Origin of the sequence: Pseudomonas sp. P1.31 (genome assembly GCF_001269815.1) — a bacterium.
GTDB classification, from domain to species: domain Bacteria; phylum Pseudomonadota; class Gammaproteobacteria; order Pseudomonadales; family Pseudomonadaceae; genus Aquipseudomonas; species Aquipseudomonas rustica.
On the sequence record NZ_LHVN01000032.1, the window covers coordinates 502,386 to 528,165 of the forward strand.

17 protein-coding genes are annotated in these 25,780 nt (G+C 59.4%); 11 read left to right on the top strand and 6 right to left on the bottom strand.

The features are described 5' to 3' along the window. The first annotated feature begins 61 nt into the window (after positions 1–61). From AD669_RS21075 to AD669_RS21110, 8 genes are all read left to right on the top strand, one after another. Positions 62–4,552, top strand: coding sequence for a SpvB/TcaC N-terminal domain-containing protein (locus tag AD669_RS21075; RefSeq protein WP_053123267.1), 4,491 nt, complete (start codon positions 62–64; stop codon positions 4,550–4,552). Continuing rightward, positions 4,552–7,326: an RHS repeat domain-containing protein gene (locus tag AD669_RS21080; protein ID WP_053123269.1), complete on the top strand. Its 2,775-nt coding sequence runs from the start codon at positions 4,552–4,554 to the stop codon at positions 7,324–7,326. Before AD669_RS21075 ends, AD669_RS21080 begins: the two co-directional genes overlap by 1 nt. Beyond that, positions 7,310–9,991, top strand: a complete 2,682-nt coding sequence (locus tag AD669_RS21085) for an RHS repeat domain-containing protein (RefSeq protein WP_082341484.1) — start codon at positions 7,310–7,312, stop codon at positions 9,989–9,991. Before AD669_RS21080 ends, AD669_RS21085 begins: the two co-directional genes overlap by 17 nt. 103 nt (positions 9,992–10,094) lie before the next feature. Further along, positions 10,095–11,855: an ATP-binding protein gene (locus tag AD669_RS21090; protein ID WP_053123273.1), complete on the top strand. Its 1,761-nt coding sequence runs from the start codon at positions 10,095–10,097 to the stop codon at positions 11,853–11,855. Further along, positions 11,855–13,177 carry a sigma-54 dependent transcriptional regulator gene (locus AD669_RS21095; protein ID WP_053123275.1) on the top strand — a complete coding sequence of 441 codons (1,323 nt, stop codon included), beginning with the start codon at positions 11,855–11,857 and terminating at the stop codon, positions 13,175–13,177. The genes AD669_RS21090 and AD669_RS21095 overlap by 1 nt, the downstream gene beginning before the upstream one ends. Before the next feature lie 290 nt (positions 13,178–13,467). Further along, the gene (locus tag AD669_RS21100) at positions 13,468–14,787 is read left to right on the top strand and encodes an MFS transporter (protein ID WP_053123277.1); all 1,320 of its coding nucleotides are present in this window, start codon (positions 13,468–13,470) and stop codon (positions 14,785–14,787) included. Positions 14,788–15,171: 384 nt separating this feature from the next. Further along, on the top strand, positions 15,172–15,426 hold the full coding sequence (locus tag AD669_RS21105) for a hypothetical protein (protein ID WP_053123279.1): 255 nt from the start codon (positions 15,172–15,174) through the stop codon (positions 15,424–15,426). 229 nt (positions 15,427–15,655) lie between these two features. After that, a complete protein-coding gene (locus AD669_RS21110; RefSeq protein ID WP_053123281.1) occupies positions 15,656–16,285 on the top strand; it encodes a flavin reductase family protein in 630 nt (209 codons plus the stop codon). A gap of 4 nt (positions 16,286–16,289) precedes the next feature. Here AD669_RS21110 and AD669_RS21115 read toward each other — a convergent pair whose 3' ends face one another. Beyond that, the gene (locus tag AD669_RS21115; protein ID WP_053123283.1) at positions 16,290–16,532 is read right to left on the bottom strand and encodes a hypothetical protein; all 243 of its coding nucleotides are present in this window, start codon (positions 16,530–16,532) and stop codon (positions 16,290–16,292) included. A gap of 43 nt (positions 16,533–16,575) precedes the next feature. Then, positions 16,576–16,929: an antibiotic biosynthesis monooxygenase family protein gene (locus tag AD669_RS21120; RefSeq protein WP_053123285.1), complete on the bottom strand. Its 354-nt coding sequence runs from the start codon at positions 16,927–16,929 to the stop codon at positions 16,576–16,578. A 370-nt stretch (positions 16,930–17,299) separates the two neighbouring features. Here AD669_RS21120 and AD669_RS21125 point away from each other — a divergent pair, with 370 nt between their 5' ends. Further along, the gene (locus tag AD669_RS21125; protein WP_053123287.1) at positions 17,300–18,229 is read left to right on the top strand and encodes an AraC family transcriptional regulator; all 930 of its coding nucleotides are present in this window, start codon (positions 17,300–17,302) and stop codon (positions 18,227–18,229) included. A 194-nt stretch (positions 18,230–18,423) separates the two neighbouring features. On the opposite strand, the gene AD669_RS21130 is transcribed toward AD669_RS21125, so the two are convergent. Beyond that, complete coding sequence (locus AD669_RS21130; protein ID WP_172680152.1) at positions 18,424–19,872, bottom strand: aldehyde dehydrogenase family protein; 1,449 nt, start codon at positions 19,870–19,872, stop codon at positions 18,424–18,426. Then, positions 19,872–21,509 carry a 5-guanidino-2-oxopentanoate decarboxylase gene (locus AD669_RS21135; protein WP_053123291.1) on the bottom strand — a complete coding sequence of 546 codons (1,638 nt, stop codon included), beginning with the start codon at positions 21,507–21,509 and terminating at the stop codon, positions 19,872–19,874. Before AD669_RS21135 ends, AD669_RS21130 begins: the two co-directional genes overlap by 1 nt. Before the next feature lie 229 nt (positions 21,510–21,738). On the opposite strand from AD669_RS21135, the gene AD669_RS21140 reads away from it, so the two are divergent. Next, a complete protein-coding gene (locus tag AD669_RS21140) occupies positions 21,739–22,620 on the top strand; it encodes a LysR substrate-binding domain-containing protein (RefSeq protein WP_053123293.1) in 882 nt (293 codons plus the stop codon). A gap of 116 nt (positions 22,621–22,736) precedes the next feature. Here the strand turns inward: AD669_RS21140 and AD669_RS21145 are convergent, their stop codons facing one another. Then, positions 22,737–23,351, bottom strand: coding sequence for an NAD(P)-dependent oxidoreductase (locus AD669_RS21145; protein WP_053123295.1), 615 nt, complete (start codon positions 23,349–23,351; stop codon positions 22,737–22,739). 232 nt (positions 23,352–23,583) lie between these two features. Continuing rightward, positions 23,584–24,462, bottom strand: a complete 879-nt coding sequence (locus tag AD669_RS21150; protein WP_053123297.1) for an MBL fold metallo-hydrolase — start codon at positions 24,460–24,462, stop codon at positions 23,584–23,586. A gap of 114 nt (positions 24,463–24,576) precedes the next feature. Here AD669_RS21150 and AD669_RS21155 point away from each other — a divergent pair, with 114 nt between their 5' ends. Continuing rightward, a complete protein-coding gene (locus AD669_RS21155) occupies positions 24,577–25,482 on the top strand; it encodes a LysR family transcriptional regulator (protein WP_218187440.1) in 906 nt (301 codons plus the stop codon). The last annotated feature ends 298 nt before the right edge of the window (positions 25,483–25,780 follow it).

Consider the following 25,780-nt stretch of genomic DNA (forward strand, 5'->3'; position numbering starts at 1 on the left):
CCGCCTGCACTTCTTGATAGCGTCACTCCACCTGCCCCGCATTCGCGCAGTGGATGGAACCATGGCCGATCAAGACCTCAGCATCGTCACCCCGTCAATCTCCAGAAGCGCGTCGATTGCCACCATTGGCAAGGACTGGGGCGTGGTCGGCCCGACGGGCGCAGCTTCTTTTGTGTTGCCGATCCCCTCTTCTGCCGGACGTGGCTGGGATCCGCAACTGTCACTGTCTTACAGCAGCCAGACCGGCAATGGTTCGTTCGGGATTGGCTGGGGAGTGGGCCTGGCGCAGATCAGTCGCCGTACCCACAAAGGCGTGCCGCGCTACACCGATCTCGACGAAATCGTCGGCCATGACGGCGAGGTGTGCAGACCTGAGTTTGAGAGCGATGGATCGATCAAATCGCGCCAGGAAAGTCAGTACAACGGTGTGGATATCGGCCTGCATGAGGTGGTGCGCTATTGGCCTGAGGTCGAAAGCGACTTTGCCCTGCGCGAATACTGGAAGCCAGCCACGGATCACTCGGCGTTCTGGCTGATCCACAGTGCCGATGGCTCGCTGCAGGTGTACGGCAAGACCCCGTCTTCACGCATTGCAGATCCGGATGATCCACAGCGCGTGAGCGCGTGGCTAATCTGCGAAAGCCTGAATTCACGTGGCGAACACATCTGCTACGAATACAAGGCCGATGAAAAAGCCCCCGGCAGCGACTATGACCCCAGCGCCCAGCGATACCTGCAACGCGTCTGGTATGGCAATGCCGAGGCCAACGCGGACTTGTACGCCTGGAGTAACGCCAACCCTGCGGACATGAGTTGGCATTTTCATCTGCTGTTCGACTATGGCGAGCGCAGCACGGTCTACTCGGACAAACCTGCCTACGTCGGCGACAAGCCCTGGCTGCTGCGCAAGGACACGTTCTCCACTTACGGCCAAGGCTTTGAGGTCGGCACTCAGCGGCTGTGCCAGCAGGTATTGATGTTCCATCATTTTCCGCTGGAAACGGGGCCCGACCCGGTGCTGGTTCGGCGGCTGCTGCTGGAGTACTGCAACAACCCGCAAACCGGCGGCTACAGCCTGCTGTCGGCCGCGCACTACCAAGCGTATGACAGCAGCGCTTACGTGGAAAACACACCTCCGGTGGAGTTTGACTACTCACCGTTCGTCATCAACAAAAGCCCTTCGCGCCTGTTTGAATCCGAGGCCATGCCGGGGATCGATACCGGGACGTATCGCTGCGTGGATTTGTACGGTGAAGGCGCTGTCGGTTTTCTCTGCTCATACAACAATGCCTGGTACTACCGTGAGCCTGTCCGAGAAAGCAGCGGCCCGGATGCGATTGGCTACACACCGTGGACACTGCTGGAAAAAATCCCCGTCGCCAACAGCCAGCCGAACGCGCGGCAGATCCTCACCGATCAGACCGGAGACGGCCGGCTCGACTGGATCACGGTTGAACAAGGCATCAGCGGTTACAACACGTTGAATGCCGATCGGCGCTGGACGGCGTTCACCGCGTTCCGCACCTTCCCGGCGGAGTATTTGCACACCCTCGCACAACTCGGTGATCTGTCCGGCGATGGCCTCAGCTCGATTGCCTTGATCGGGCCGCACTCGGTGCGCCTGTATGCCAATCGCCGCGAGGAAGGTTTCGCCAAAGCCGAGGAAGTGGATCACACGCCCGACCGGTTACCGTTGTTCGGTCCTTCGCGCAGCCAACTGGTGATGCTGGGCAACTTGCGCGGCACCGACATGCCGGAGTTGTTCAGCATCAGTCACGATCAAATCAAGTGCTGGCCCAATCTCGGGCACGGCACATTTGCCCATGGCCGCGTCATCTCCAGCCTGCCCTTCACCTACGGGCAGTTCGATACCGATCGGGTGCGCATCGCCGATCTGGACGGTTCCGGCGCCCCCGCCCTGCTCTATCTGAACAGTGAAGGCTTCGACATTTACCTGAACCGCGCCGGCAACGGTTTCGAGCAAACGCCGATCCACGTGCCGTGGCCGCACGACGTGCGTTATGACCCTTTGTGCCAGGTCACCGTCGCCGATCTGCAAGGTCTTGGCTGCGAGAGCCTGATCCTCACCGTAGCGCACAGCAAACCGCAGCACTGGCGCTATGACTTTGTTTCGGCCAAACCTTATCTGCTGACAGCCAGCAATAACAATATGGGCTGTAGCGCGAGCGTAAGTTACCGCAGCAGCGCGCAGGAATGGCTGGGCGAGAAAACCCGACGGCTTGCCGAGCAGCCGACACAGACGCCGGCTTGTTACCTGCCGTTCCCGATTCAGGTGGTCAGCCGGCAAAGCCAACTGGATGAAATCACCGGCAATTGCACCACCCAGTTGTTCCGGTACGCCGAAGGTTTTTACGATGGCAAGGAACGCATGTTTCGCGGCTTCGGCTTCGTAGAACAAACCGACAGTGAGAGCGCCAGCCCGGCTGATGACGCCAGCTTCACTGCGCCAGTGCGGGTGTGCAGCTGGTTTCATACCGGACAATCAATGGATCGCTCACGCGAGGGCTATTTCAAGCGTGACGCCGATGCCGTTGCGCTGGGCAGCACTGTGTTCAGCCAGTATCACCCCAGCGATGAATGCGATGTCGTGGTGACGCCACCCGAAGATGCTCACGACGAAATAGCCAGAGCACTGGCCGGTTCCATTGCCCGCATCGAGACCTACGCTGCCGACGCTGATCCGGCTGTCGCTGCGCCCTTCGCGGTGCAGGAAACCCGCTATCTGATTCGCGAAGTTCGCCCCAAAGGCGCACACGATGCGGCGCGGGTATTGCTGCCGATGGCGCTGGAACAGATCAACTATGCCTACGACCGGTTTATCGACGACCCACTGTGCACTCACGACATTACGCTGTGCCGGAATGCGTACGGATTGCCAACCCATGACGTGACAGTCAGCTACGCCCGGCGCCTGACTGAAGCCTCGCCGCCGCCCTTTACCGATCCGGATCATCAGCAATGGTGGCGCGACGCTCATGATCCCGCGCAACAGTCTTACTACCTGAAAGAGAGCCGGGCGCGGTTTATCGACCTGAATCAGAATCCACAACAATGGCGGCTGGGCCTGACTTTTCAGCAGCGCGGTAATGCCTTGGTACTGCCTAAAGGTTCTCTGCCCGAAGGCCTGTCGCCCGCTCAAGTGTCGTACGAACACCTGATCGAACATCAGGGCTCACTGCATTGGCAGACCGAACGCGTGCTGACCACACAATCGGTGCAGCGTTATCTCAAGACCCTCGACCAGTCTCCCCTGCCGGACGGTGAAGCCGAATTTGCAGCGTTGCCGGGCCCTCTCGAACTGGCGCAAATGGACAAGACCGCGCTGGACGCTTACAGCGAATTGGCGAACTTCGATATTCGCGCGCAACTGACCCGCATCGGTTACACCCCGATGCCGTTTTTGTTCAAGCAAACGCCCGAAGACGACAGCGCTCGCAATCTCTGGTCGTCGCGCTACAACTTCGCCCGTTATGCCGGGCCGGAAGGTTTTTACAAAGTCCAGGCGTTCAACGAAACGCCCAGCCACGGCGTGACCACGGCCGAATACGACGCTTACCGTTTGGCGGTCACTCGGGTGGTGTTGCCTGATGGCTGCACGACCCACGCTCGATACGATTATTTGCATCAGCTCCCTGAGCAGATTACCGATGCCAACGACAACATCGAAGAAGTGATTTACCTGCCCTCGGGTCAACCGCTGACGGTGAGTTTCTACGGCACTGAAAACAGTGTGCCGGCGGGGTTCAAGCCGCTAAGCGAGTATCAGCTGCCGACAGATCCAGACCCGGCAGCGGCCATCGAACACCCGGCCGAAGCGGTGCAAAAAGCCGCCAGTACATTGCGCAAGAATCTGTTCAGCTGGATGGGCAATGTCTTGCCTGATGTCAGCACCGAACAACTGCTCGAATGGATTGGCCAGCGCCATGTTTTGCCCAGCGGCCATATACGTGCCAATGCGCGTCTGCAGCTTGCTCGCTCGCAGGTTCTGACACCCGCACAACAACTGCTGAGTGCCGCCGTTGCTGCGGCCGCGCGCGATCCGGTGCACAGCGTGATGCTCAGCGCCGACCGTTACCCCGATGACACAACGGCGGCGCAGATCCATATCGTCAAAGCCTGTATCGACGGCTTCGGGCGGCCCTTGCAGACTCAACAACGGGTCGATCCCGGTCTGGCGTATGTCGTGGCGGCTGACGGCTCGCTGGTCATCGAAAACGGTCAACTGCTTGAAGCGTTGGCTGATCCGCGCTGGCGCATCAGCGAACGCATCGACTACAACAACAAAGGGCTGCCGATCCGCCAATACCGCGCGTTTTTTGCCAACGTCCACGGTTACGTCAACGACCACTCCCTGCGCGAATACGGCTTTTACGATCAACTGTTTTATGACGAGCTTGGGCGGCTGATCAAAGTGATCAATGCCACCGGTGACTTCTCTCGCGAGACTTATCACCCTTGGTATAAAACCAGCGAAGACGCCAATGACACCGCAGAACCGGCGCCTGCAAAACCCTCGCGGACGCTGCACTGATGGCCAGTGACGTCCATCTGCGCACACCGTCACTGACGGTGAACAATGGCTGTGGCTGGCCGGTTCGGCAGATCGCCTACCTGCGCACGGTTGCCGAGGAAACGCCTGTCGCCCTGGTCAGCCGTCAGCAACACGACGTTGCCGGACGGATCATCGAGCAATGGGATGCGCGTCTGCCGCATCCCAATCTCACTAGTGTTTACGGGTTGGCCGGTGCGCCACTGAAAGTCGATAGCGTCGACGCTGGCTGGCGCTTGAACCTGCCGGGGCTGGCCGGGGAAATCCTTGAACGCCGCGATGAACGCGGCAGTCTTTGGCGCACGACATACGATGAGCAGTTGCGCGTTGTCGCTGTAGAAGAAAACGCCCAGCCGAATGTTGAAACCTTTAGTTATGCCGACGGCTTGGCCGATGCCGGTCAGAACTTGCGGGGCCGTCTTCTCAGCCACATGGATCAGTCCGGCGGTCTGGCGATGCACAGCTACGGACTGGCGGGCTCGACGCTGCACGATACGCGCACCTTTCACGATGCTCAGGCGTTTTCCAGCGCTCGCACGTTCGGCCCTCTAGGGCCTGTGCTGGAGCAAACCGATGCCGGTGGCCACCGGCAACAATCGCATTACGATCTGTCCGGCCAGCTCAGCCACGTAGCGTTAAAAATCGATGCTGCAACCGATTGGCAGCCTGTGCTGATCGAGGCGCAGTACAACGCTGCCGGGCAAATCATCCTGCAGCAAACGGGCAACGGTGTAACCAGCCGCTGGCACTACGATTCGGCCAACGGACGCCTGCATCGGCAATCGGCGACATCGCAGCAGTCGGCAACGCTGCAAGACTTTGAGTATGCATACGATCGCGTCGGCAACCTCACCCGAATCCTCGACCACGTCTTTACGCCCAGTTACTTCGCCAACCAGCGGATTGATGGCCACCGCGAGTTCAGTTACGACTCGCTGTACCGGTTGAGCAGTGCCAGTGGTTACGACGATGCCGCGCCCACTGATCATCCGGGCCGACCCGAACCGGGTAACCCTGCTGACCGGCGCAATTATTTGCAGACCTATGCGTACGACAGCGGCGGCAACCTGATCGAACTGCGCCATGTGCGCGCTGACGCCAACCTGACGCAACGGATGTCGATCGACCCGAACAGCAATCGCGCCGTACGTAGCAATGAACTCGATCCGCAGCCTGACTTTGACACACTGTTCGACCGCCACGGCAACCTGCTGACGCTGCAACCTAGTCATCCAATGACATGGAGCGCACGCGATCAACTGACCGACGTCACGCTGGTGAAGCGCGATAACGATCCCGATGATCAAGAGCACTATCGCTATAGCCAAGGGGGGCGCGTCTACAAGCGTCACGACTTCGATTCGAATAAACACTTCCACGAAGTGCGTTACCTGCCAGGGCTGGAAATCCGCCGCAAAGACAATGGCGAAGAGTTGCACGTGATCAGCGTCGGCAACGCACGGTGCCTGCATTGGGCAGCTTCACCGCCCTCCGGTATTCCTCAGAATCAACTGCGCTACACCCTCGAAGATCACTTGGGCTCGTGTCTGTTGGAGCTGGATCAACTGGGCCAGACCATCAGCCACGAAGGCTATTACCCGTTCGGTGCCACGGCCTGGATGACGGCACGCTCACTGATCGAAGTCGCCTACAAATTCATTCGTTACTCGGGCAAGGAAATGGATGTCAGCGGTCTGTATTACTACGGTGCGCGCTACTACGCGCCGTGGGTACAGCGTTGGGTCAGCGCCGACCCGTTGGGCGCAGTGGACGGGCTGAATCTGTATGCGTTCGTGGGCAACAATCCGTTGCGCTATGTGGATGCAGGCGGGGGCAGTAAAGCGCAAGCGGATATCAGGCTGTCTTCGGCCTTCATCTCTGCTGTAGGCGAGTTTGCCGATCACACCAATCGCGTGATGCATAACGTTATCAACCAAAAGCACCTTGTCCGAAACTTGTTGGCCAATACGGGAGTAGAGGTGATCAAAGGTGCCGCGGGAACTGTGGCCGGGTTTTACTCATCGCAAGTGCTCGATTCATTAGCGCCCAGTGTGCCTGGCGTGCCCTATCTGGGAACTGGCGGCTTGATCGCCGGCAACTTCGCCGGGGACATGGTCAACGAAGTACTGGATCCGCTGGCAAACTTTGCAGCGAGTAAAACAGGGCTCACGCTCGGCCCCCTGATTCCGCAAACGTCAACCATGTCAGTGGCCAAAATCAACAGCAAATTGGGCATCAAGGAACAGGCCAAAGACATCACAAGCGTAAGCGACTTTACGGAGCAAGTGATCAACCCGGCACTCAACGCTGTGCTCAACCCTGACTTCATGATGAATCGAGTCATGAGCTCCTGGCTCTCAATCATTCCCGCTACGTTGAGTACCTTTCAGCGTGCGATTGAAGTCGAGGACATTAAAGTTGGCCTCGATCCGGTCAAGATGAACAAAATCGAAGCGATGTACACCGATTGGCAACAGGCTGTCGGGGAACATGCCGACAACTACGAAGCGGCGTTTACAGCGCTCGGGACTGATGTCCTTGCATCGTCCGGGATAGGCAAAGGCTCTATCAGCCTCGCATCCTTACGCCAGCAAACCCAAGCCGTGCAGGCAAATATCAGCCAGGGCCTGGCAGGCCTTGCCGCCTACAGGCAAATGAACACTACCGACAACCGCTATTTAAGAGCGCAAGCCCACCCGCAAAACAAGGTCCACTCGCGTCTGTACAACTGGTGGACGCATGAGAACAAAATGTAGCTCGATCCATTGGCAGACACCTGCTCTGAAGGTGCGGGACAGCCGTCAGTTGACGGTGCGCGAGGTGCGCTATTTGCGCAGCGCAGAGTCGGTTGAAGCGCAGCCGCTGGTGACTCGCCAGCAATATAATCCTGCCGGTCATCGGGTGGAACAACGAGATCCGCGCCTGTTCGACGCCAGCACGCCTGCCAATGTCGCGACCGTTTACTCGCTGTCCGCTCACCCGCTGATGATCGACAGCGTCGACGCCGGTTGGCGACTGAACCTGCCGGGCATGGCCGGACAAGCGCTGGAGCGTTGGGACGGGCGCGGTAACCACTGGCAAACCTGCTTTGATGAGCAACTGCGCGTATTGAGTGAGGCAACCGCCGACTCTGGCCACCTGGAAACGCGCAACTACGCCGATGCCTCCGCCGACAGAGGCCACAATCTGTGCGGCCAGATGACCACATTGAAAGACACCTCAGGCTTGCTGACCTTCCAGAGCTTTGCCTTGCTCGGTCAGCCGCTTGAACAAACCCGCACCTTTGCAGATTCGCAATCTCACACCAGCCGGCAATCGTTCGGCTCGCTAAATCAGTTGCTGACGCAAACCGACGCGGGTGGTCATCGACAGACTTCTTCTTACGATGTGGCCGGCCAGGTCGCGCGGATTTCTTTACAGCGTCAGGGCAGTGAACCTCAAAGCATCTTGCAAGGTGCGCAATACAACGCTCACGGCCAGATCATCGAGCGGCTGGCGGCCAATAACGTCGTCAGCCAATGGCTTTACGATCCTGCCAATGATTGGCTGCTAAGCGCTCAAGCCGGCGTTGCCGGGCAACCGCTACTGCAGAACTTTGCATATTCCTACGATGCTGTCGGCAACGTACTGCGTATCGACGATTCCACATTTACACCGGTGTATTTCGCCAACCAGTACATTGATGGCCACCGAGCGTTCAGCTATGACTCGCTTGATCGGTTGCTCACGGCCAGCGGCCATGACGCCGCCCCGGCCTCTGAGATTCCGGGCAGACCCTCGCCCAGTGATCCGAACAACCTGCGCAATTACACGCAGCACTTTGAATACGATGTGGCCGGCAACCTGATCAAACAGGTGCACGAACGCGCCACGGGCGGCTACACGCGACAGATGCAAGTCGCGCCATCGAGCAACCGTGCGCTGCCTTGGCAAGCCGACGATCCGCCACCGGATTTCGCCACTGCTTTCGATGCCCATGGCAACCTGCTCAACTTGCGCCACGGCCCGCAACTGGCCTGGAACGCGCTGGACCAACTGCGCCAGATCACCCTGCTCAAGCGCAATAATGCTTTAGCAGATGATCAGGAAACGTACTTCTACAGCCTGGGCGAACGCGTCTCCAAACGCAATGAAACCCACAGCGTCGGCGCATCACATTTTCAACAGGTGCGTTACTTGCCGGGGCTGGAAATCCGCACCCGCGACAGCGGCGAAGAGCTGCACGTCATCATCCTGCCCGACAACGTGCGTTGCCTGCATTGGCGTAGCGCGCCACCGCCGGACGTCGCGAACAATCAACTGCGTTACAGCCTCGGCGATCACTTGGGTTCCAGCGCGACCGAACTTGATGAACAGGCGCGAGTGCTCAGTCAGGAAACCTACTATCCGTTCGGCGGCACCGCGATTTGGCTGCCCCATTCCAAAAGCGCAGGGGATTACAAAACCATTCGTTATTCAGGCAAGGAGATGGATGTCAGCGGCCTGTATTACTACGGTGCGCGGTATTACGCACCCTGGTTGCAGCGCTGGGTGAGCGCGGATCCGGCGGGGGATGTGGATGGGCTGAATCTGTATGTGATGGTGGCGAATAATCCGCTGACCTACATCGACCTTGATGGGCGCGCGTTGACCAAATCCCCTGGATGGATGGCGATCGCTACCGGGTTTAAATCTGAGACGAATCGGTTTCTAGAAGAATTTGAAGATAACGACAATGCAATGACACCTGAGCAACGAAACAACACGACCTTCAAGCAGTTTCTGACCAAAAAAAGTGGCATTGGCGCAATGACCAGAGGGGGCGTCCTCGGCGGAACATTAGGAACTTCAATTGGTGTAGCCGTGAGCGAAGCCGTGTCCATTGAGAATATGTCTGCCTATATTGGCCCGGCCTTCGGCTTGCTCGGCAGTTCTGCAGGTGGCTACGCCTACGCTTATGTTCGATACAGATTCTTCAAAAGCAATGCTCTGCGGGCAGCGGCTCAGTACGCGCACAAACTGGCGGTTGAGGAAAGACGACTTGCAGAGATGGCGCAAGGTATTGTTCCAATCGACGTACAAAATCAGCTTGCCACTGTTGAGAAAAATGCCATGAACGAAATGACGGCTGCCATGGAAAACTGGCCAGCGGTTGACCGACTACGATTCACCACCGGGACGCCGGCAGGTGAATCGGTGACAGCGTTTCTCGAACGGTTCGTAGACTTTGAAAAAACCATGCTCGGTGGAACTGCTGACGTGGTCGAACCTGTGGATACTGAAAGTCAGGGAGCCAGATCCTCGATCAGTGGCTCACTTGACGACCCCGCTTCTGCAGCCGGTGACATCGCTCAAGCTGATTATTCCTGGTGGGCACAATTCAAAGGTTTCTTCAAAATAGGCACACGCCAAAATTCAATCCCAATGGATTCCCTTGCGTAACTGAAGAAATCCCCAGGTCACGGCACGATTACCTGCGCACTCATGGGCCGCCATCCCCGCCCATGTTATCGTGCCCGCCCGACCTGCCACCCATCTGCCCAGCATGCTGCCGACTTCCCGTACCTTGCGTCTGTCGTTGTATTCCCTGCTGATCGTCGCCGGGGCGGCCGTTGCCGCGACCCTTGCCATCCGCCACGCCGAACGTCAGGCGCTGGAGGAAGATGCGGCGCGTGCCAATCAGCAATTGGCGCTGTACGCCAACTCGTTGCACACCCTGATCGACCGCTATCGCGCCTTGCCCGCCGTGCTGGCGCTGGATCCGCAATTGCGCTCGGCGCTGGCAGGTTCAGTGGATGCCGAAGAGCAGGCAGCACTGAATCTGAAGCTGGAAAAGATCAACGGTGCGGCGCAGTCCTCGACCCTTGAATTGCTCGATCGCACGGGGCTCGCCGTGGCCGCGAGCAACTGGCGCCTGCCGAGTAGTTACGTCGGCCACAACTACGGCTTCCGCCCCTATTTCAGTCAGACCCGCACCCAGGGCACCGGGCGTTTTTATGCGGTGGGCGTGACCAGCGGGATTCCCGGTTACTTCCTGTCCAGCGCGGTGCTGGGCGACAAGGACGAGTTTCTCGGGGCGATGGTGGTCAAGCTGGAATTCCCCGAACTGGAACGTGAATGGAGCCAGGGCAGCGACACGCTGCTGGTCAGCGATGCGCGCGGGATCATCTTCATTGCCAATCAGCCAGGCTGGCGCTATCGCTCGCTGCGACCGCTGAGTTCCAGCGACATGGCCGAGATCAAAGCCACCCGTCAATACGACAAGCAAGCGCTGGTGCCGCTGACGCATCTGGCACTGCGCAGTTTTGACGACAACAGCGATCTACGCCGCGTTGAAGGCCCGCAAGGCACGGCGGATTATCTGTGGGAATCGTTGCCGCTGGCCGCCGAAGGCTGGACGTTGCATCTGCTGCGTCACCCGCAAGTGGCCTTCGAAGATTTGCGCAACGCCGGGCTCGCCGCTGCCGGGGTGTGGCTGGCGCTGGTGTTTTTGCTGTTGTTCCTCAATCAGCGCTGGCGTCTCGCAAAGATGCGCCAGCGCAGCCGCGAAGAACTCGAACAATTGGTCGAAGAACGCACCCGCGATTTGCGCACGGCGCAGGACGGTCTGGTGCAATCAGCCAAACTCGCGGCGCTGGGGCAAATGTCGGCGGCGCTGGCCCACGAAATCAATCAACCGCTGACCGCTCAGCGCATGCAACTGGCGACTCTGCGGCTGCTGCTCGACCATGGCCGCGTCGACGATGCATACAAAGCGTTGAAACCGGTGGACGAGATGCTCACGCGCATGGCGGCGCTCACGGGCCATCTGAAGACGTTTGCACGCAAGAGCCCGAGTGGTTTGCGCGAGCGTCTGGATCTGGCCACGGTGGTCGATCAGGCGCTGCAATTGCTCGATGCGCGTCTGCGTGACGAACAGGTCAGTCTGGTGCTGCACCTGACGCGTCCGGCGTGGGTGCGCGGCGATGCGATCCGTCTCGAACAAGTGCTGATCAATCTGCTGCGCAACGCCCTTGATGCGATGCAAGGCAAAACCTGCAAGCGTCTGGAGATTCGTCTGGAAGTCGACGAACAATTGTGGCGCCTGAGCGTCATCGACAATGGCGGCGGCATTGCCGAAGAGCATCTGAGCCAGGTGTTCGATCCGTTCTTCACCACCAAACCGGTAGGCGACGGTTTGGGTCTGGGGCTGGCGGTTTCCTTCGCCATCGTGCATGAATCCGGCGGTCGTCTGAGCGCCGACAATGGCGAGAGCGGCGCGGTGTTCAGCCTGACGCTGCCAATCGATCTGGAGGCGCATATCTGATGCTCAATTCGGTGATGGTGGTCGATGACGAAAGCAGTATTCGCAACGCAGTCGAGCAGTGGCTGAGCCTGTCGGGGTTCGAGGTGCAGTTGTTCAGCCGCGCCGAAGAATGCCTCGCCGCCCTGCCCGCGCATTTCCCCGGGGTGATCCTCAGCGACGTGCGCATGCCCGGCATCGGTGGCTTGGCGCTGTTGGCGGAAGTGCAAAAACGCGATGCTGATCTGCCGGTGATTTTGCTCACCGGCCATGGCGATGTGCCGATGGCGGTGGAAGCGATGCGCGATGGTGCGTACGACTTTCTGGAGAAACCGTTCAGCCCGGAAACGCTGTTGGGCAGCCTGCGCCGGGCGCTGGATAAACGCCGCCTGGTACTGGAAAACCGCGCGCTGCACGAGCAAGCCGACAACCGCGCCAAACTCGATTCGACGTTGCTCGGGGTGTCGCGTGGTTTGCAGACACTGCGTCGGCAAGTGCTCGATCTGGCGGCGCTGCCGGTCAACGTGTTGATCCGCGGTGAAACCGGCAGTGGCAAGGAACTGGTTGCGCGCTGCCTGCATGATTTCGGCCCGCGTGCGGACAAGCCGTTTGTGGCGCTGAACTGCGCGGCGATCCCCGAGCAATTGTTTGAAGCCGAGTTGTTCGGGCATGAGAGCGGCGCGTTTACCGGTGCTTCGGGCAAGCGCATCGGCAAGCTGGAATACGCGTCTGGCGGCACGTTGTTTCTCGATGAAATCGAAAGCATGCCGCTGGCCCAGCAGGTGAAATTGCTGCGGGTGTTGCAGGAGCAGAAGCTCGAGCGCTTGGGTTCGAATCAAAGTATTCGCGTGGATTTGCGCATCGTTGCGGCGACCAAACCGGATCTGCTCGACGAGGCTCGCGCCGGGCGTTTTCGTGAGGATCTGGCGTATCGCTTGAACGTTGCGGAGTTGCGCTTGCCGCCGCTGCGTGACCGTCGTGAAGACATTCCTTTGTTGTTTGAAACCTTTGCGCAGAGTGCGGCTGAACGTTTGGGGCGGACTTTTCCGCCGTTGAGCGGCGCGCAGTTGAGTCATCTGCTCAGCCACGACTGGCCGGGCAATGTGCGGGAACTGGCGAACGTCGCCGAGCGACAAGTGCTGGGGCTGGATGAACCGGCGCCGGGAATTGATCCGGGGCAATCGCTGGCGGCGCAGCAGGAAGCGTTTGAAGCGCAGTGTTTGCGCGCGGCGCTGACACGGCACAAGGGTGATGTGAAAGCGGTACTTGAAGAGCTGCAACTGCCAAGACGGACGTTTAATGAAAAGATGCAGCGGCATGGGTTGAGTCGGGAGATGTTTCTGTAGCGTACTTGATCGTTCCCACGCTCCGCGTGGGAATGCAGCCCGGGACGCTCTGCGTCCCCACCAGAGCCGAACGCAGAGCGTCCGTTGAGGCATTCCCACGCAGAGCGTGGGAATGATCGGAGTGAGCGATATTCCGCTCATAGATCCTCTGCGATGAGCGGATTTTCGCTCACCCGATCCCGTCAACCCCTCTAAACCGCCCCTCCCCCCGTTGGCACACCTCCTGCTATAGCCCACGCAGGCTGCGTTTTAACGCGCTCCACAAAAACAATTAAACGAAGGATCCTTCAATGGATAACTCCAACGCCCTGCCACTTGGGTCGGCTGCCGTGCCCGCCAAAGAAAAAACCACCGCCAGCCGGATCAAATCGATCTTCAGCGGTTCCGTCGGCAACATGGTCGAGTGGTACGACTGGTATGTGTATGCCGCCTTCTCGCTGTACTTCGCTAAATCCTTCTTCCCTGCCGGCTCCTCCACTGCACAACTGATGAACACCGCTGCGATCTTCGCCGTCGGCTTTCTGATGCGTCCGATCGGTGGCTGGCTGATGGGCTTGTACGCTGACAAGGTCGGGCGCAAGAAAGCGCTGATGGCCTCGGTCTATCTGATGTGCTTCGGCTCGCTGTTGATCGCGCTGAGCCCGAACTACGAAACCATCGGCATCGGCGCGCCGATCCTGCTGATCTTCGCCCGTCTGCTGCAAGGCCTGTCGGTCGGTGGCGAGTACGGCACCTCGGCGACTTACCTGTCCGAGATGGCGACCAAGCAACGTCGCGGCTTCTTCTCCAGCTTCCAGTACGTAACCCTGATCTCCGGCCAGCTCATCGCGCTCGGCGTGTTGATCGTGCTGCAAAACGTGCTGACCACTGAACAGCTGTACGCGTGGGGCTGGCGTATCCCGTTCGCCATCGGCGCGCTGTGCGCAGTCGTTGCGCTGTACCTGCGTCGCGGCATGGAAGAAACCGAGTCGTTCACCAAAAAAGAGAAGTCCAAGGAAAGCGCGATGCGCACCTTGATGCGTCATCCAAAGGAATTGATGACCGTGGTCGGCCTGACCATGGGCGGAACGCTGGCGTTCTACACCTACACCACCTACATGCAGAAATACCTGGTGAACACCGTCGGCATGAGCATCTCCGACTCGACCACTATTTCCGCAGCCACGCTGTTCCTGTTCATGTGCCTGCAACCGATCATCGGTGGCCTCTCGGACAAGATCGGTCGTCGTCCGATCCTGATCGCTTTCGGCGTGCTGGGCACGATCTTCACTGTGCCGATCCTGATGACCCTGCACACCATTCAAACCTGGTGGGGCGCATTCTTCCTGATCATGGCGGCGCTGATCATCGTCAGCGGCTACACCTCGATCAACGCGGTGGTGAAGGCCGAACTGTTCCCGACTGAAATCCGCGCGCTGGGCGTCGGCCTGCCGTACGCACTGACCGTGTCGATCTTCGGCGGCACCGCTGAATACATCGCGCTGTGGTTCAAGAGCATTGGTATGGAAACCGGTTACTACTGGTACGTGACGGCGTGCATTGCCGTGTCGCTGCTGGTGTACGTGACCATGAAAGACACCCAGAAACATTCGCGTATCGTGACTGACTGATTGGGTTTTCACAGCCACTGCAATGGTGGCTGTGATGGCTCTATCGCGAGCAGGCTCACTCCTACATTTGGAATGCGTTCCCCTGTAGGAGTGAGCCTGCTCGCGATTGGAGTCGACACACTCTTAAGCCCTGCATGAAAAATCTGTCACCCGCCCCCACTCGCCATTAATCGCTAATTAATGCTGGCGCGACATCCTGCCCCTACCTGATCGATGACCTGCGCGACGTTCGCTTCGACGACGTAAGCAATTTAAATGCGCCGCCCTTAACATCAAGTTAATCGATAGCTTTTAGCATTATTTTGCACTTTTTAATCGAATTGATCGGCGTAGCATTAAACCCAAGCAAGACACACACCCCCAACGACTTCGGAGTACACGACCATGAAAACCAAACTGATCCTCGCTTTCGCCCTGTCCGTACTGGCTGCCAACACCTTCGCCGCCGACGGTTACGACCGCACCGGTTCTGCTGTGGCTGCTGATGGTTACGACCGTACTGGTTCTGCCACCGTCGCTGAAGATGGTTATGACCGCACCGGCTCCGCGACTTTCGCTGAAGATGGCTACGACCGCACCGGCTCCGCGACTTTCGCAGCCGACGGTTATGACCGCACCCAATCCGCTTCCATCAGTTAATCGCTGCTGTAAAGCGCACAGCCCGGCTTCGGCCGGGCTTAGTTATTTCTGGGGGCTGACAAATTTTCTGTAGGAGCTGCCGAAGGCTGCGATCTTTTGACTTTCAGAAGCAAAATCAAAAGATCGCAGCCTTCGGCAGCTCCTACATGGGATTTTTGTTTGGCTGGAAATATGTGGGGCTGCCTTGCACTATGGGCTCATTCAAAACCTAGCCTCAGGATCCCCCGCCATGCCCGATGACATCCATTTCTACGAACCCGCCAATGGCCACGGCCTGCCGCACGATCCGTTCAACGCCATCGTCGGCCCGCGCCCGATCGGCTGGATTTCCTCGCAGGATGCCAACGGCCAACTCAATCTGGCGCCGTACAGTTTCTTCAACGCGTTCAACTACATTCCGCCGATCATTGGCTTCTCCAGCGTCGGGCGCAAAGACAGCCTGAACAACATCGAGCAGACCGGCGAATTCGTCTGGAACCTCGCCACGCGCCCGTTGGCCGAGCAGATGAACCAGAGCTGCGCGATGGTCGCGCCTGAGGTCAACGAGTTTGAATTGGCCGGACTGACGGCTGTTGCGTCGAAGGTGATTTCGGTGCCGCGTGTGGCCGAAAGCCCGGTGTCCTTCGAGTGCAAGGTCACGCAGATCATTCAGTTGCAGCGTGCTGATGGCGAAACGGTGCCGAGCTGGCTGATCCTCGGCGAAGTGGTCGCCGTGCATATCGCCAAATGGCTGTTGAAGGACGGCATCTACGACACCGCCGCGGCAGAACCGATTCTGCGCGGCGGCGGGCCGGCGGATTACTTCCAGTTGGGGCCTGAGGCCCTGTTCAAGATGTGGCGTCCGGGCGCAAAAAGGTAACGCGTTACCAGATCAACTCGGCTTCTTCGGTGACGCCTTTGAGGTTATCCAGCTCATTGATGGCAGCCTCATCGGCGGCGATGGCGCCGGGGAAGACCTGGTCATTCAGCAGTTTGTGAAAGCGTGGTGCACCGCCATCGACCAGGGCCTTGACCGCGATTGCCGCGTAATAGCCCTTGTTGCCACCCAGTTCGACGGGGACGACTGCGGATACTGCTTCGAAGTGTTCGAACTCTTTACGTGCCATGTCGCAAGTCCTGGCTCAGTCAATTAAGCCGGACATTAAACCCTCAACCGACGAGTTTGTGTACCGCTGCCGGAGATTGGACGAGCGCTTGTGCCGCCGAGACGTCTTTGAAGGTGTGGAAATCCAGACTGTTGACCACCAGTTCCTGCACCAGCTCGGCGAAGATACCCATCGACGGGCTGTTGAAATATGCGGTCATCATTTGCTGATTACTCCAGAACCCGGAGACCAGCCACAACTCGGGATCACACTGCGAATGCTGCAAGGCGAAGCTCAGGCAACCAGGGGCGGCGCGGGACGGTTCGATCAACGCGCTCAGGCGTACACCGAGTTCCGCCGAACGCCCGGCGCGCGCCCGGACGAAGGCCATATGACTGACGGGAATCTGCTTGGACATGTTCAACCCTCCCAGGGAGTCGCGTGGCAGCCGGGGGACGGGCTGCGACAGGATCAAAGGTTAAGGGCCAGACGCTGAGTGCCGTTAGTCGATTCCTGCCGCCGCGTTGCACAATCCTGCGAGACTTGCCCAAAGCATCGCAGATGCCCGCTCCCCTGTAGGAGCTGCCGCAGGCTGCGATCTTTTGACCTTAAAGACAACAATCAAAAGATTGCAGCCTGCGGCAGCTCCTACAGTCCGGCGTCGCGTCAAGGTTGATGAATATCGCGGTGCAGAATCAGGCAAGCATTTCGCAGGATGTGTCTACCGCTCGCGCTTGCACAAACATATGCTCTGCTCCATTCCACCTCCCTTGCCGAGGATGCCGTGCATGACGTCATTCGATCGTTTTCAAGCCGAACCCAGCGCTGACATGGAAAAACAGCGTGCGGAACTGGCGGCGATCATCCGCCGCAACACCACGGACGATGGCAGCTACGAGACCGCCATCGGTTCGCTGTTTATGTCACGCCACACCAAATCCCACGACTTCGCCCCAGTGCTCGCGCAACCGGCGCTGTGCATCATGGCGCAGGGCCGCAAAGAGGTGCGGCTGGCCGACGAGTACTTCAATTACGACCCGCTGAATTATCTGGTGGTGTCGGTTTCGATGCCGCTGAGCGGGCGCGTGGTTAACGTGTCGCCGGAGGACCCGATTCTTGCCGTGCGCCTTGATATTGATCCGGCGGAAATCACCGCACTGATCGCCGACGCCGGGCCGATGGGCGTCCCGACGCGACCGACCGGACGTGGCCTGTACGTGGAAAAAATCGACAGCTCGATGCTCGACGCGGTGCTGCGTCTGGCACGTTTGCTCGACGCACCGAAAGACATCGCCATGCTCGCGCCGCTGATTCGCCGGGAGATTTTGTATCGCCTGCTGCGCAGTCCGCAGGGTCATCGGCTGTATGAGATCGCGATTGCCAACAGCCAAAGCCATCGCATCAGCCAGGCGATCAAATGGCTTAACGGTAATTTTGAACAGCCGCTGCGCATTGATGATCTGGCCAAAGAAGTGAACCTGAGCGTGTCGACCTTGCATCACCGCTTCAAGGCGATGACGGCGATGAGTCCGCTGCAGTATCAAAAGCAGCTGCGCTTGCAGGAGGCGCGGCGGTTGATGTTGGCGGAGGGGCTGGAAGCTTCGGCGGCGGGGTATCGGGTGGGGTATGAGAGTCCGTCGCAATTTAGCCGCGAGTACAGTCGGTTGTTTGGGGCGCCGCCGTTGCGGGATTTGGCGCGGTTGCGGCTTTCGGTGTAATCGTTGGAAGCCCCTCACCCTAGCCCTCTCCCGGAGGGAGAGGGGACTGAATGGGGGATATTGAGGAACTACGCCGACCTGAAAATGCTTTGACGAATCCATAATCGACTCGATTTTTCAGGTCGGCGAACATCACCAGACACCCCGGTCGGCCCCCTCTCCCTCCGGGAGAGGGCTGGGGTGAGGGTTGGCTTTTAAACCGCACGAATCACATGCTTGATCTCTTGAAACGCCGCCAATCCCCAAGGCCCTAACTCGCGGCCAATACTGCTCTGCTTGTACCCGCCCCACGCCGCCTGCGGGAAGATCACTTGCGGTGCATTGATCCACACCATCCCCGCCTGCAACGCATTGGCCACACGATCCGCCGCTACAGCATCCGCCGTCACCACACTCGCGACCAAACCAAACGGCGTGTCATTGGCCAGCGCAATCGCCTCGGCTTCGCTATTGAAACTGCGCACACACAGCACCGGCCCGAAAATCTCTTCACACCACAATGCGCTGTCCAGCGGCACGTCGGTAAACACCGTCGGTTGCAAGAAATAGCCACGCGGCAGATCCACCGGGCGATTGCCGCCGCAGACCAATCGCGCACCCGCGCTCAGACCACGATCGATGTGCCCGAGCACGCGCTGGTACTGCGCCTGATTGACCAGCGCGCCCATTTCCACCTCAGGGTCGAAAGGATCCGCCACACGAATCGCCTGCGCACGCTTCTGCAAACGAGCGAGAAATTCCTCTTCCAGTTCCTCAGCCACCAACACCCGACTGGTGGCCGAACACATTTGCCCGGCATTGAAAAACGCGCCGCCACAGGCCAGCTCAACCGCCAGATCGAGATCAGCATCCGCCAACACCAGCAGCGAAGATTTGCCGCCCAATTCCAGGCTGACGCCCTTCACCGTTTCCGCCGCGCGCTGCATGACCTGCACGCCGACCGCGTTGCTGCCGGTAAAGGAAATCTTGGCGATACGCGGATCGGCCGACAACGGCGCACCGACCGCCAAACCGGTACCGCAGACCAGATTAAACACGCCATTCGGCAGTCCCGACTCAGCAATGATCGCCGCCAATTCCAGCTCCGGCAGCGGTGTCACTTCCGACGGCTTGAGCACCACGCAGCAACCCGCCGCCAACGCCGGCGCAAGCTTCCACGCGGTAGTGACCATCGGAAAATTCCACGGCACGATCAGCCCGACCACACCGCACGGTTCGCGGCGCAGGCGTGCGCTGAAATCATCGCTCGGCAGCGGCACGTCGCTGTCCTGTTTCGCGTCGAGGCCTTCAGCGAGTTCGGCGTAATACTCGAAGGTGGCGATCACGTCATCGACGTCGATGGCCGCTTCGAATTGCGGTTTGCCGTTGTTGCTCGACTGCAACTTCATCAAATGCTCGCGGCCGCTGCGCACGCCGTTGGCGATGTTGCGCAGGATCGTGCCGCGCTCGACGCCAGTGGTTTGCGACCAGCTCTTGAACGCTTCGCTGGCAGCGGCGACGGCTTGATCGACCGCGTGCTCGTCACCGCCATTGACCGTGGTCAGCAGCGCTTCGGTGGCCGGGTTGATCACGCGCAGATGTTCGCGCCCCGCCGACCATTGGCCGTTGATGTAGAGGCCATCGAGTGTGGTTGGGAAACTGATCATTGCGCCACCGCCTGCATCCATTGGGTCTGGTCGATTTCAATCAGGGTCGGGCCCTGACGATCGCTTGCACAACGCAACGCGCTGCGCAGTTGTTCGATGCTGCTGATGGCTTCAGCCGCGCAGCCGAGGCCTTTGGCGACCGCGACAAAATCCGGGGTGTAGATGTCCACGCCGACCGGTTCGATGGCGCGGTTGACCATGTATTTCTTGATCTCTTCGTAGCCCTGGTTATTCCACAACAGGACGATCACCGGCACCCGCGCTTCGACCGCGCTGGCCAGTTCCGGCAGGGTGAATTGCAGCCCGCCGTCGCCGATCAGGCACACCACGGGAGGGCGCGCACCTTTGTCGAGTTGGCCGCCGAGCCACGCACCGATCGCGGCCGGCAAGGCGTAGCCGAGGGTGCCGTAACCGGTCGAGGCGTTGAACCAGCGGCGCGGGTGATCGGGGTTGAACGTGAGGTTGCCGGTGTACACCGGTTGCGTCGAGTCGCCGACGAACACAGCGTTCGGCAATTCATCGAGCACGGTGTCGAGGAAACGGGTTTGCGCGAGGGTCGGTGCGTCCCAGCTCGCGGCCAGTTCAGCGCGCAGTTTGCCGGCGCGGGTCTGCCCCCAATCGCTGCTGCGCTCATCCAGTTTTTCCTGCGACAGCGAGTTCAATAACGCTTGCGCGGCGTTGCGTGCATCGGCCACCAGCGCCAGGTGCGGCGAGTAGTTGCGCACGGTCTGGTCGGCGTCGATATCGATGCGCAGCAGTTTGCCGGGAATCTCGAAACCGCCGGCGAAGGTCACGTCGTAATCGGTCTCGGCCAATTCAGTGCCGATGGCTAGAACCACATCGGCATCAGCGACCAGCGCGCGGGTGGCGACCAGCGTTTGGGTCGAACCGATCAGCAGCGGATGGTTGCCCGGCAGCATGCCTTTGGCGTTGATGGTCAACGCCACTGGAGCGTCGAGCAACTCGGCAAGCTTGGTCAGTTCCGGCGCGGCGTCGATGGCACCGCCGCCGGCCAGAATCAGCGGACGTTTGGCACCGGCGAGCAATTCGCTCATGCGCTTGACTGCGCTTGGCGCAGCCCCGGCACGGTCGATATTGACCGGCACACTGGCGAGCAAGTCATCGGCGTTTTCGACCAGCACGTCCAACGGAATTTCGATGTGTACCGGACGTGGACGACCGGCCTGGAACAAGGCAAACGCACGCGCCAGCACCACCGGCAATTCAGCGGCCGACATCAAGGTGTGCGAGAACGCCGCAACTCCCGAGACCAATGCACTCTGGTTCGGCAGCTCATGCAGCTTGCCGCGCCCGCCGCCCAATTGGCTGCGCGATTGCACGCTGGAAATCACCAGCATCGGGATCGAATCGGCGTAGGCCTGGCCCATGGCGGTGGTGATGTTAGTCATACCCGGGCCGGTGATGATAAAGCACACACCCGGTTTGCCAGCGGTGCGCGCGTAGCCGTCAGCCATGAAACCGGCGCCCTGCTCATGCCGAGGCGTGACGTGACGAATGCTCGAACGCGCCAGCCCGCGATACAGCTCCACGGTGTGCACCCCGGGAATGCCGAACACCTGCTCGACCCCATAACCTTCGAGTAACTTGACCAGTACTTCGCCACACGTCGCCATGTCGATTGCCCTTCTTGTTCGCTGAAAACACAAGGCTTTTCTGTAGGAGTGAGCCTGCTCGCGATAGCGTCATCACATCCAACATCGCAGTGACTGATCTACCGCTATCGCGAGCAGGCTCACTCCTACATAAAAGCCCTTCATGGCTTCATTGAACGGTCGGCAGGTAGCCGCAACAATCGATTAAAAGTCATACTAGCCATGTCCTCACGTCATACCTTGGATCCACATGAAACGCATGCCTCCCCTGCCCGCCCTGCACACGTTTCTGATCACCGCGCAGTGCTGCAATTTCACCCGCGCCGCCGAGCAGTTGCACATCACCCAAGGCGCGGTGAGCCGGCAGATCGCCGGGCTGGAAGAGCATCTCGGTTATCCGCTGTTCATCCGTCTGGCCCGAGGTTTGGCGCTGACCGCCGAGGGACGCGAATGGCTACCGCGCGTGGAAAAAGTCTTCGGCCTGATCAGCGAAGCGACCGAGCAGATCGGCCAACAACGTGAAACCCTGCAACTCAAGGCGCCGAGTTGCGTGATGCGCTGGCTGCTGCCGCGTTTGCTGCAATGGCAGAAAGAACGCCCGGACGTGCCGGTGAAACTCACCGCGTCGTTGCAGCACGGCGTGGATTTTCAGCGTGAGCAATTTGATGCGGCGGTGATCTACGGGCCGCCACCGGATAACTCGCCGGGCGCTCTGCACCTGTTCGATGAGCAACTGACGCCGGTGTGTTCGCCGCTGTTGCTCAAGGGTTCGCCGGCACTGAATACTCCGGCGGATTTGCAACAGCATCTGCTGCTGCACCCGACGCACGATATTCAGGATTGGTCGGTCTGGTTGAACGCCGCGCAGCTGAATTTGAACAACGTCAGCAGCGGCCAGCATTTCGAAACGCTGGATCAGGCGATGTCGATGGCGTCGCACGGCACGGGGGTGGCGATTGGGGATTGGTCGTTGATCGGCGATGACTTGCGCGCCGGAAGGCTGGTGATGCCGTTTGAATTGAAGGTGAAGACGGGGTTGGCGTATTACGTGGTGTTGCCGCCAGGAACCGAACCGTCGCCACCGCTCGAAGAACTGATGATCTGGCTGACAGAACAAGCCCACACCCGCTGAACACAAATCCCCCTGTAGGAGCTACCGAAGGCTGCGATCTTTTGATCCTGGTTTTTTAAAATCAAAAACAAGATCAAAAGATCGCAGCCTTCGGCAGCTCCTACAGGGGGGGTGTATTAGTAGCCGACGGTGTAGCGTTGGCGGGAGTGCTTCGGTGTTTCTACTTCGTCGATCAGTGCAATCGCATAGTCGGCAAAGGTGATCCAGCTACGGCCCTCGGCGCTCACCAGCAAGTGATCCTGGCCAACACGAAATTTGCCACTGCGCTCACCTTCCACAAACTCCGCCGACGGGGAGAGGAAAGTCCAGTCCAGTTCCTTCTCCTGACGCAGCGCATCCAAAAACGCCGCCCCCGCACTGGCCTCGGTTTTGTACTCGGCCGGGAAACCCGCGCTGTCGATCACGCGTGTATCGTCCGGCAGCAACAGCGAACCGGCACCGCCCACCACCAACAGCCGCTTCACCCCCGCCTGCTTCACCGGCCCGACAATCGCCGACGCCGGCACCGTGGCGAAATGTGCGGCGGTGATCACCACATCGTTGCCGGCCACCGCGTCTTGCAGCGCCGCCGAATCCAGCACATCGACATTCTTGCTGACGACACCGGCGCGCGCGCCGATCTTCGACGTATCGCGGGCGATGGCGGTGACGCTATGACCGCGACGCAGGGCTTCTTCCAGCAGTTGGCTACCGGCACGGCCGGTGGCACCAATGATTGCGATCTTGCTCATGACGTTCTCCAGTTGGCTTGAGTGTTTCAAATGAGGCACAAATCTATTGAGTGAAGATATTCCCTGTGCTGAGGAAAGTTTGTGGCGAGGGGATTTATCCCCGATGGAGTGCGAAGCGCTCCCCTGCTTTTTCCTGTGAAACCGCATTCTCAGGATTTGCGACTGCTGCGCAGCCGATCGGGGATAAATCCCCTCGCCACAAAAGCACTTCCCGATACTTAAGAAGATCGGGTTACCACTTCATCTCGCCCTTCGCGACTTTCGCGCTCAGCTCCAGCGAGCTCTCTTCGCCCAGCGTCGGGTAGCGTTTTTTCATCGCGGCGATCACCGCAGCAGAATCCTTGGCTTTCGCCGTTTCTTCATCGAAAGCTTTAATGTAGTCCGCAGTAAATTTCACGCTGGCCAGCGAGCGGCTGCTTTCCCCCAGATAGTGACCCGGCACCACGGTTGTCGGCTTCAGCGTTTCAATCGACTGCAGCGTCTCCAGCCAATCCGCATGAGATTGCGCGGTCTGCGTATCAGCCATCCACACATGAATGTTCTCGGCCACCACGACGCCACCGACCACTGCCTTGAGCGACGGAATCCACACGAAACTGCGATCCGGCTGCTTGCCGTCAAGCCCGACCACCTGCAACTTCTGCCCTTCGAGCATCAGGCTATCGCCCTTTAGCACGCTCGGCACGATGGTTTTCGCTGGCACATCGGCGCCCATTTTCGGCCCCCAGAACGCGAGTTTGCCGGCGACGGTTTGGTTGATGTGGTCGACGGTCGGTTGCGAGGCCAGCACCTTGGCATTCGGGAACGCCTTGGTCAGGGTGTCGAGGCCGAAGTAGTAATCCGGGTCGCCGTGGCTGATGTAGATGGTGGTCAGTTGTTTGCCGCTGGCGCGGATCTTTTCTACCACTTGTTCGGCTTGGGATTTGCCGAACTGCGCGTCAACGAGGATCGCGTCTTTCTCGCCGCTGACCAGCACCGAGGTCACCGGAAAAATCGCATTGGCGCCGGGGTTGTAAACATCCAGGTTCAAATTGGCAGCCGCGGCATGCGCAGCGAAACCCAGCGAGGCGGTGGCGAGTAGAACGCGTTTGAGGGTGGTGAAGCCGATCATCTGTTGCTCCGGTGTTCGAATGCCTTGCTTGGCGATGGAACAGAGCTTAGTTGCCAGACTCAGTACAAAAAATGCGATGCTGGGACATAGTTTGTTTCTGAAAGCGGGCAAATCATGGATCGTCTCCAGGCAATGCGGGTGTTCGTCACGGTGGTGGATCTCGGTAGCCAGTCGGCCGCTGCGGATCATCTGGATCTTTCGCGGCCGGTGGTTTCACGCTACCTGGCGGAGCTCGAAGATTGGGTCGGCGCGCGCCTGATGCACCGCACCACGCGCAAGTTGAGCCTGACCGCGGCTGGCAGTGAAATTCTTCCGCGTTGTCGGCAGATGATCGAACTGTCGAGCGACATGCAGGCCGCCGTCAGCGAACCCCATGACGCGCCGCGCGGTTTGCTGCGAATCAGCGTCAGCACCTCGTTCGGTCAGGCGCAACTGGCCGATGCGATGGCCGCGTACGTCAAACGCTATCCGGGGGTGAGCATCGATTTGCAGATGCTTGATCGCACGGTGAACCTGGTGGACGAACGCATCGATCTGGCGATTCGCACCAGCAACGATCTCGATCCCAACCTGATCGCCCGGCGCCTGACTGTGTGCCGTTCGGTGGTGTGCGCGGCGCCGGCTTATCTGCAAGAACAGCCGATGCCTTTACGGGTGGAAGACCTGAGCCGCCACAACTGCCTGACGCACTCGTATTTCGGCAAGAGCCTGTGGCATTTCGACGAGGATGGCGAACCGGTTTCGGTGCCGGTGCAGGGCAATATCAGCGCCAACGAGGCCAGCACGTTATTGCGCGCAACGCTGGCCGGCGCCGGGGTGGCGATGCTGCCGACGTATCAGGCCGGCGTGCATGTTCACAGCGGCGAACTGGTGCGACTACTGCCCCACGCCGAACCACGCCAGATGAACATCTACGCGGTGTACGCCTCGCGCAAACACATGCCGGCGGCGCTGCGCAGCATGCTGGATTTTCTGGTGCTCAGATTCCCCGAAAACCCGCAATGGGATGCTGATTTGTAAACCACCCCGCCCCTTGTAGGAGCAGAGCTTGCTCGCGAAAGCGGTGTATCAGTCCCATATGTTTTGAATGACGCACCGCTTTCGCGAGCAAGCTCTGCTCCTACAAGGGTTTATCAGTGCGCTGAATGGCGGGTTACAACCACGAACGCACTGGCTGGCAACTCCCCGGCGCTGACCTATGCTGAAAGTAATACCGCAGGGTATTTCGTTCAGAGGTGAACGCCATGAACATCAAAACAAGAAGGTACGCCGCGATTTTCATTACCTGCGCTGCCACGCTGGCGCTGTACGGCACCGC